Genomic DNA, 8,484 nt, shown 5'->3' on the forward strand with positions numbered 1-8,484 from the left:
GACAGGGTCTTCCATATATACATTTCGCAATGAATGGAGAAACGAGTCTTAAAAATATTCAAAATTTAAAAAATGGTTAAAAAACCGGTTTATTGTGAGCGGCCCAGGATCTGATCGAGCGACTGCAGCATGGCATCGGTCATGTAGCGTTTTGTCCGGAGCTCCTTTCCCGCCGCCACCAGGGAATGGATATCTGCAAGGGTTAATTTCGAGAACCGGTAGGTACTCCACCGGGGCCGTTCAATCGCGGTCCAGATCTCCCCGAGGGTCTCTTTCAGCACATCGCAGTCTATGGGGGAGACCGAACACCAGTCAGCACCGACCCGGCGCCGTATCTTGTCCAGTGCATCCTCCACCGCTTTTTCCTTCTGGACAACAAAAATCCTTCTTCCCAGATCGCTGTCATTGCTGCGGGGCATAAGGAACCGTTGATGGGTGATATCCCCGCGCCGGTTTATAATTATTTCCTAAAGGGGAGCCCCTTTTCCTGCATGATTGCCTGCTTTCTGTTGCACAGGCATCCGGGCTGCCTGCCGCAAAGTATATTACCGGGCAACAGAATTGATTCATCATTCCCGGACAGCGGGAAGGGGTGTTTGAAATGCCAGAAGCAACGCCGGCTGAGATCGGGAGGCGGCTGTATCATGTCCAGCGCGAAAAACGGGTTGAGCGGGCGATAAAACTGATACAGCAGGGTCTTGGACCCGAGTGGAAGTCCTATACCGGGGATAAGATCGTCCTCCTCGGGCACCTGCTGCAGTGCACCTGGAACACGATCGATCAGGAGATCTGGGAGAAAATTCCCTTTGCGCATGCCAAAAAAAGTGATGTCGATAAGATCCTGTCGTTCGGTGCAGGAGTACGGCCGGGTAAGAACCCGACACAGGAAGAGGTCGGGGAGATCAGAAAGATCCTGTTGGGGATTTCCTGAAATTTTTCTTTTTTTTTGCATTCCTGCAATTAACCTGCGGAATCACTGTTTATAACAATGGTGCGATAACCCGACACTGCAGTACATGAAATTTGATAAAAAGAATCCCCGGCTATACCGTGCCCTGATAAGGGCTGGTGGCACAAAGGGGGGTAGTGTGATTTACTCCGTCGCCACCTGTATGCAATCTTCGATTGTCCCGATCCGGGCCTGACCCCCGCACATGTTGGGCACATAGGCAAGCGCCTTGCCGGAATTAACCATAATCGAGGGGTACTGCTCCATCACGGGCGAAACCACCATGCATGTATCGGCAAAGACCCGTGCCCCGCTTTTTTCTATGGTGTCAACAATTCTGGTGTTTTTGTTGATGACACCCTCTGAAGCAAAGACATAGAGAGGTTTTGTCACGATTTTTCCGGTGAGGAGCCGAGCAATTTCTGCCAGTTCTGCCGGGGAGCAATGCGGGCAGCCGAGAGCGACGGCATCCACCGGGATTTGCGTAAAGAGCCGGGAGATCTCTGCCTGCTCGACCGAAATGGTTTCGAGACCGGAGAGATCATACCGGTTCTTCTGCGCCTCCGGGGTGACCCCTTCGACATGATAGAGCGCCACCGCCCCGGTTGCCGCCATCGCAGCTCCGATTGCCTTGAGCTGATCCGTGTCCGGCTTTATGCCCCGGAAGTACGGGATCCGGTTGCCCACGAGTTTTCCCACGTGGTACCCGAGCGCACCGTAATCAGCGACACCCCAGCGGGAGGTGTCCGCGTGGACCTCGATCACCATCTGTGGCACCCGTTTTGTGTCAAGGTGCAGCCCGTAGCAGGGCGTCTTTCCGATAATGGCGGCGGCAAGGGCGCCCGGACCCCCCTCCCGGTTTGTCCGGGCCCCGATCACGGAGTTTGCGTAGCTGACCGCTGACGACTCAGACCATGCGAGGTGATCCCCGTACCGGGTCTCGTACAGGTAATACGGGGTGCAGGTACAGTCAAGCCGGATGCCGAGACGCTCGTACGCGGCGACCACTGCCTGCTGATTTTTGGCAAAACCCGGGTCGATCCCCATCTCCTCCCACCGGGTCCGGGCCATACCGATCGGGTTGAGCACCGCGGGAACGACCGCCTTTGCATCGAGACTGGCAAGCCAGTCAAGACCGTATTTCCCGATCGTCTTGTAGGACGCACCGCTCACCTGCGCACTTTTGATCGGGACAAGACGTTCTGCCCCGAACACCCTCCCGAGCGCAACGAGGAGTTCGAGCATCTTCTGCCGGGTCTCTCCTGCTTCACCGGCAAGGATCCGCTCATCTTCCGGGTCGAGATGCATGCTGGTCACCATGTAGCACGCCGGAACTCGTCCTCGTGGCCCAGCACCATGGTCGCATCGACCCCGATCTTCACGTTTGTCCCGTCCTCTTTCTGGCAGGGGTCAAGAGACGACCCCCGGACACCGGTGATCACCATGATGTCCCGGTCGCCGCTCACCCGGGTCGCGATCGCGTACTCGACATCGTACGGATCCGTAGGATCGATGTCCTCGTCCACGACAACAACGTGCTTGAGCGACGTGTGGGCGGCAAAGGCTGCCATGATCGCGTTCTTCCCGTCGCCCTGCGTGCTCTTTTTGATCTGGATGACCGCGTGGAGGTACCCGCAGCCGCCTTTGGTGAGTACGACATTTTTCACTTCGGTTACTCCGGCGACCGCACGGTAAATCTTGGGCTCGTAGGGGCAGCCCATCAGGACCTTGTGCTCATCTCCCCCGGGCAGGATGCTGTGATAGATGAAGTCCGGTTTTGTGTACATACCGGTGAACTCAATCACCGGCTGGCGGCGCACGGGGTCATAGGTACCCGTAATATCGACGAAGGGGCCCTCATCCGTGACATCCGGCCCGATGTACCCTTCAAGGACGATCTCCGCATCGGCGGGGACAAGCACGCCGTTGCTGCATTCCTTCACGTGGATCGTCCCGCCCAGTAGTTCCGCCGCATACGCGAGTTCTTTTCCGGTCGGGACACGGGTGCAGCTCGCAAACGTCACTGCCGGGTGCGCCCCGATAACCATCGCAACAGGCAGGCGCTCCCCGCAGACAAGCGCCTTTTTGTGCATCACGTACGTGTGCCGGCCTTCCACGAGCCGGGCCGCAACTCTGGTGTCGTCAAGGACAAGCATGCGGTGGATAGACGCGTTCTCCACCCCGTCCCATTTCGAGAAAACAACGCCGGCGGTAAAATAGTTCCCGGCGTCTTTGGGGAAAAAGTGCATCACCGGGATACGGGAAAGATCCGGCTTTTTCATTGCCAGTTTTCCGTCGTTTACGATCTTCCCGTCAAAGGTTGCATCGGCGAGTTTTTTTACGAGATTCTTCTCATCGATACCCAGTGCAAGCGAAAGTGCATGCCGGTCTGCGGTCAGGTTCATGACCGCCCGGGCACCACCGATATTATGGAAGAAGAGAATTTTATCCGTTGCTGCCGCCATCTGTGCAGCCTTCATATCATCCGGGGAGCACGGCTCTTTTACATCAACAACAAGGCCCTTCTTTCGCATCTTTTCAATAAATTTACGCATCGTAACCACTCCAGCGCTCTGTAAGCGTATGATCGACCCCAAGGTGATCGAGCACCCGGGCCACCACCATATCCACAAGATCATCGATCTTTTCCGGGTGGTGATAGAACCCCGGGCAGGCCGGCATGATCGTCGCCCCGGCCTCATGCGCTGCAAGCATGTTTGTCAGGTGAATTTTCGAGAGCGGCATCTCCCGGGTGACAAGGATACATTTCCGGCGCTCTTTTAAACAGACATCCGCGGTTCGCGTGATCAGGTTGTCCGCGTAGCCGGATGCGATCGCTGCGAGGGTCTTTGAACTGCACGGGATGATGATCATCCCGTCGTGCCGGTGCGAGCCGCTCGCTATCTCTGCACTGATCGCACCGATCTCGTGGTACATTGCATCAAAGCCTGAAAGGTCAACCCCCTCATGGTGTGCGATCTCCTGCGCGACATCCGATATGATGAGATGCACGCGGGCATCCCGGCACAGTATCTCAAGCAGGCGCCGGGCATAGCAGATTCCACTCGCACCGGTCACCCCGACCACGTATTCCTTTTTCATGTACGACTCCGCGCTCTCCTGTGATACCAATGTCGGAGCCTGAAGTAAAAAGTGTTTATGCCGAAATGAGCGGGGAACACGGGAAAGATGGGGGATTTATTTCCGCACCGGGGCAAAGAAACGATACCGCACCCGGGATTCCTCGACCCGGCGGGCGTGGGACGGGTTGAGATCCCGGCGGGATTCAATGACGATGGTGTTGAGGATATTATGGAGTCGGAGGGTGTCGAAGTCCTTGTCCTTGGACTCGTTAAAGAGGTCCAGGAGGTCGCTGACACTCTTGAGCACGCCGGAACTTGCGATAAGGTTGAGCCGGTTGAGCGTAAGCGCCAGATCTTTTTTGGCGATATCCATCTTGTAGCTGTCACCACCGGCAAGGTTGATCTCGGTCACGGCATTCAGGAGATCCGTATACACCTTGAGTTTGTAACTGCTCTCGTGCATCCTGCGCTCCGCAGAACGGAGATTGAGGAAGGATACCGCAAGGATAACTACAACGATGACTATGCCACATGTGATTACAAACACGTCGCCGATTATATCACTCATCTCATTTCACCTCAGGGAAGCCTCTTTGCAACATCCAGATCCATTTTGACCAGGTTTCCCTTCATCTCGATCTTGTAGAGACCTGTCGTGTACATCGGATATTGCTGGTATGTTGTATAAGGATATGTCCGGCCAAAGCCATAGGTCTGGCTCTTCTGGGAATCAAGATTTGTCACGGTCATCTCAAACCAGCAATACTGCGGGTCGTCATTTAACGGGAGAACGGTAAACATGACAGCCCACGATGGATTGTCAATCCTGAACTGCTCGGTAAACTGATCACTTTCACTATAAAATGGATAGGATTTCTGGAGATAGTGATCCCCGATAGCAAGTGTTGGCTGAGTTAACGTTGAGACCCCCGTTGTTTCCTGAACCCCCGTGGAAGGTACAGGGGTAACCGTCGCACTCTGCCCGCCCGGACTGCCCATAGTGCATCCTGCGACCATGATACCCGCGAGGACAAGAAACAGGACGGGGATAAAATATTTTTTCATATGAGAGAGTGTTGGAAAAGCCGCATATTAGAGTTTTTTATTCTGCCGCAGGGATTTTCGGTACCTCCTCCCGGGTACTGGTATCATCTGATCAGAAAAGCGTGTCCTGGCGGGTGGGCTTTTTTATGTGCAGGATCTCTGCTGCGGCATCGGCTACCGCATCGCGGTATGCCGGGAGCGTATACACTCCTAACCGCCACTGCTCGCGCCGGGTCTGGTTGAGCATCTGAAGCCGGGGGGATAACTCGGCAAAGCCCACGAGGGCATGCCGGTTTTTCACCTGGACTTCCAGAGACATATCCCCGGGAACCGGGGGGATATCCACAAGCACATCGGCAGCCCGGCACCCGGCCAGCCCGGCAATGTCTCCTGCAACCTCCCGCGATCGCTCAAGCGACCAGCCGGTCTGGAACACCGCCGCATTGACCTGATCCTGCCCTGCATAGACGGCCCGCTTGTAGAGCCGCCGCCCATAGAGCCGGTCTGCCATCTCACGCGCAAGAGCACTTCCGGAGTGTTTGAGTGTATGCATGCACTCCGCATCATCGAGTGCACTGATCTGCTCAAAACCCCCGGGAGGATGTGTTGCCATATGATCGAGCATCGCAATCTGGAACATGCACTCCCCGATACGGCTCACATGATGGAAGTAGACGGTCGGGCGCATCAGGGTCCTTGCAATGAGCAGAGATTCTGCCGCATTGATCCCGTTCTCGTCAAGCACGATCCCCTCCGGGGTCAGGTGGATATTCCTGATGAGGCGGTGCGCATCGACCGTGCCGTACGGTGCGCCGGTATAGTACGCATCCCGGAGCAGGTAATCCATCCGGTCCACATCGAGATCGCCATGAATGATTCCTGAAAGGGGATGGCGCCCTTTTACGACTGCGCACAGGTCAGAGGGCATTATCCCCAGTGGCTCCAGCAGCGTTCTGAACTGCGCGTCCACGATCCCGGAAATATCGTCGTGGGTACGGCCAAGCCGGGCCTCCATTAAGGGTTCGCTTGCATGGGAGAACGGCCCGTGCCCCACGTCATGGAGGAGCGCCGCCACGAGCACGAGCACCCGGTCTTCCTTTGAGAGACCAAATTGCCGGCAGGCAACACCGGCCAAGTGCATCGTACCCACCGAGTGTTCAAAACGGGTGTGGTTGGCACCGGGATAGACAAGATAGGAGAAGCCGAGCTGGCGGATGTACCGCAGACGCTGGATGGCAGGGGAATCAAGCAGCGGTAGGATCTCCTCGTCCACTTCCACATAGCCATGGACCGGGTCCTTGATGATCTTGGGATTCACTCTTAAGAATCTTCATATACATCGCATAAAAGTATTCTAGTAATGATTACGTTCCTTTCGGGCGGGACCGGCACCCCGAAACTGCTGCGCGGAATGCAGAAAGTGATGGACAGGCACGAGATTTCAGTTGTCGTAAACACGGCCGAGGATATCTGGATCTCCGGTAACCATATATCACCTGACCTCGATACCGTCATGTACCTTTTCGCCGGCGTGCTCAATACCGACACCTGGTGGGGGGTAAGAAACGACACGTTCACCACCCACGATGAGATTACCTGGATGGGCCTTGAGGAGTTTATCGCGATCGGGGATCGCGACCGGGCGGTGCATATCGCGCGGGCAAACATGCTCCGGGACGGCATGAGGCTCACGAACATCACCAAATACTTCTGCGACCGTTTCGGAGTACGGGAGAATGTCCTGCCGATGTCGGATACCGAAGTGACGACCCGGGTAAAAACTGAACTTGGCCTTATCCACTACCAGGAATACTGGGTGCGGAGCAAGGGGAAGATCCAGATAGAAGACGTCGTGCGCTGTTCAAAGACACCCCCCGCAAGTACAGAAGAGGTGATCCAGGCGGTTGAGGCAAGCGATGTTGTGGTCATCGGGCCGTCAAACCCGATCACGAGCATCACCCCCATCCTTGAGTGCTCGGGGATCAAAGAGGCAATGAAAGATAAATTTGTCATTGCGGTGAGCCCTTTTGTCGGGAACACGCCCGTCAGCGGCCCCGCTGCCGAACTTATGAAAGCCTCGGGATTTGAGGCGACCTCGGCAGGGACCGCAGCGTGCTACAAGGATATCGTCGATCTCTTTATCCAGGACATCCGCGATCCTGTTGAGGTAAAAGACTCGATCCGCCTTGATACGCTGATGATCGGGGAAGAGAAAAGTATTGAACTTGCAGAGAAAATCCTGCAGCTGGCAAACAGGAACTGATTGTTCTCCTGCCCGGGTTTATCCGGGGAATGCCCCGCATATTCCCGTCATCCCGCCAAAAAACATTTGCACAAGTATTTTAATTGATAATCATGATAACCTTTCAACTATAAGGAAGACGGAATGAAGCGGATTCTCATTATTTCGGCATTAATAATCTGTGTCGTCATCTCCGGGTGTATATCGAGCCAGCCTGCCGGAAAAAGTACGCTCCAGTTTTCAACCTCTCCGGAAGGTGCCCAGATATATCTCGACAACCAGTATCACGGGACCACCCCGAGTACCCTCTCCGATGTATCGACCGGGGTGCATTCCCTTGAATTCCGTTATCCCGGTTACCAGAGCTGGAAGGCCAATATCACGGTGACCGCAGCATCCTCAACCTATTCTGCAGCGTTGGCACCGCTCGTATCCCAGACAACCCCCCAGTCCACGCAGAGCCCCGGAGAAATATCCACACAGGGATCTGTTGTCGCTTCAGTCTCGCAGCCTGCCGTGAAGATCCTGGAAAGCAAGGACATTATGATTATTGGCAGCTCGCAGACATTCTACGGCACCTGCACGGGAAGTGATACGGTCATACTGATGCTCTATGGGCCGGGCGCCTATACGAACGGGATAGTGGTGGCCATGCCTTCAGTAGGCGTAGATAATTCATGGAGTTACACGTGGAACCCGGGGTATTCCCTGATGTCCGGGACGTATGTCATGATTGCCTATGACAAGCAGGAAATTGCGTCTGACAAGGCGATATTTTCCGTTGTCGGAGGAGGGAGGGTCAGTATCACCACAAGCAATTATGTGATAGGCCAGGGGGATACGGTAACCTATTCCGGACTATGTACAACTGGTGCGAAAAGTGTCACCCTGACACTCTTCGGGCCCGGACAATATTCCAATGGTGCGGAAGTCGCGACCCTGACCCTCAATGCGGATAACACCTGGTCATATAAATACAAATTCGACCTGACAAAACCCCTGGGATCCTATATCATGACAGTCCACGATGCACAAAACACCGCATCTGATTCCGTGGCAATTACCCTGATGAATGGCTAGAGGGTACGTGAATCGCAGGGATTAAGAAAAAATCCCCTGCATTTTTATTATAAAAAAATTCTCCTGACTGTGTTACACTAGGAAGT

10 protein-coding genes are annotated in these 8,484 nt (G+C 54.9%); 3 read left to right on the plus strand and 7 right to left on the minus strand.

The window, feature by feature from the left end; genetic code table 11:
* Nucleotides 1-89 precede the first annotated feature (89 nt).
* Nucleotides 90-419, minus strand: coding sequence for a hypothetical protein (locus QZN75_RS03570; RefSeq protein ID WP_292424825.1), 330 nt, complete (start codon nt 417-419; stop codon nt 90-92).
* A 182-nt stretch (nt 420-601) separates the two neighbouring features.
* On the opposite strand from QZN75_RS03570, the gene QZN75_RS03575 reads away from it, so the two are divergent.
* Nucleotides 602-931, plus strand: a complete 330-nt coding sequence (locus QZN75_RS03575) for a hypothetical protein (RefSeq protein WP_292424828.1) — start codon at nt 602-604, stop codon at nt 929-931.
* 162 nt (nt 932-1,093) lie between these two features.
* On the opposite strand, the gene QZN75_RS03580 is transcribed toward QZN75_RS03575, so the two are convergent.
* The 6 genes from QZN75_RS03580 to QZN75_RS03605 all read right to left on the minus strand — a co-directional run bounded on the left by QZN75_RS03580 (nt 1,094) and on the right by QZN75_RS03605 (nt 6,394).
* Nucleotides 1,094-2,257 (minus strand): aconitase X catalytic domain-containing protein, encoded by a 1,164-nt coding sequence (locus QZN75_RS03580; protein ID WP_292424831.1) that lies wholly within the window; start codon nt 2,255-2,257, stop codon nt 1,094-1,096.
* A gap of 5 nt (nt 2,258-2,262) precedes the next feature.
* On the minus strand, nt 2,263-3,504 hold the full coding sequence (locus QZN75_RS03585) for a UbiD family decarboxylase (RefSeq protein WP_292424833.1): 1,242 nt from the start codon (nt 3,502-3,504) through the stop codon (nt 2,263-2,265).
* On the minus strand, nt 3,497-4,051 hold the full coding sequence (locus QZN75_RS03590) for a UbiX family flavin prenyltransferase (RefSeq protein ID WP_292424836.1): 555 nt from the start codon (nt 4,049-4,051) through the stop codon (nt 3,497-3,499). Before QZN75_RS03590 ends, QZN75_RS03585 begins: the two co-directional genes overlap by 8 nt.
* 96 nt (nt 4,052-4,147) lie before the next feature.
* The gene (locus QZN75_RS03595) at nt 4,148-4,600 is read right to left on the minus strand and encodes a hypothetical protein (RefSeq protein WP_292424837.1); all 453 of its coding nucleotides are present in this window, start codon (nt 4,598-4,600) and stop codon (nt 4,148-4,150) included.
* Between the two features lie 11 nt (nt 4,601-4,611).
* Complete coding sequence (locus QZN75_RS03600) at nt 4,612-5,097, minus strand: hypothetical protein (protein WP_292424839.1); 486 nt, start codon at nt 5,095-5,097, stop codon at nt 4,612-4,614.
* Nucleotides 5,098-5,188: 91 nt separating this feature from the next.
* Entirely contained in the window at nt 5,189-6,394 is a 1,206-nt protein-coding gene (locus QZN75_RS03605) for an HD domain-containing protein (RefSeq protein ID WP_292424842.1), read from the minus strand.
* A 42-nt stretch (nt 6,395-6,436) separates the two neighbouring features.
* Between QZN75_RS03605 and cofD the strand changes: the two genes are divergently transcribed.
* Both cofD and QZN75_RS03615 read left to right on the plus strand, forming a co-directional pair.
* The gene (gene cofD / locus QZN75_RS03610; protein ID WP_292424845.1) at nt 6,437-7,339 is read left to right on the plus strand and encodes a 2-phospho-L-lactate transferase; all 903 of its coding nucleotides are present in this window, start codon (nt 6,437-6,439) and stop codon (nt 7,337-7,339) included.
* Nucleotides 7,340-7,462: 123 nt separating this feature from the next.
* A complete protein-coding gene (locus QZN75_RS03615) occupies nt 7,463-8,398 on the plus strand; it encodes a PEGA domain-containing protein (protein WP_292424848.1) in 936 nt (311 codons plus the stop codon).
* Nucleotides 8,399-8,484 lie beyond the last annotated feature (86 nt).

This window comes from Methanoregula sp., from assembly GCF_003170075.1.
In the GTDB taxonomy this organism is placed as follows: domain Archaea; phylum Halobacteriota; class Methanomicrobia; order Methanomicrobiales; family Methanospirillaceae; genus Methanoregula.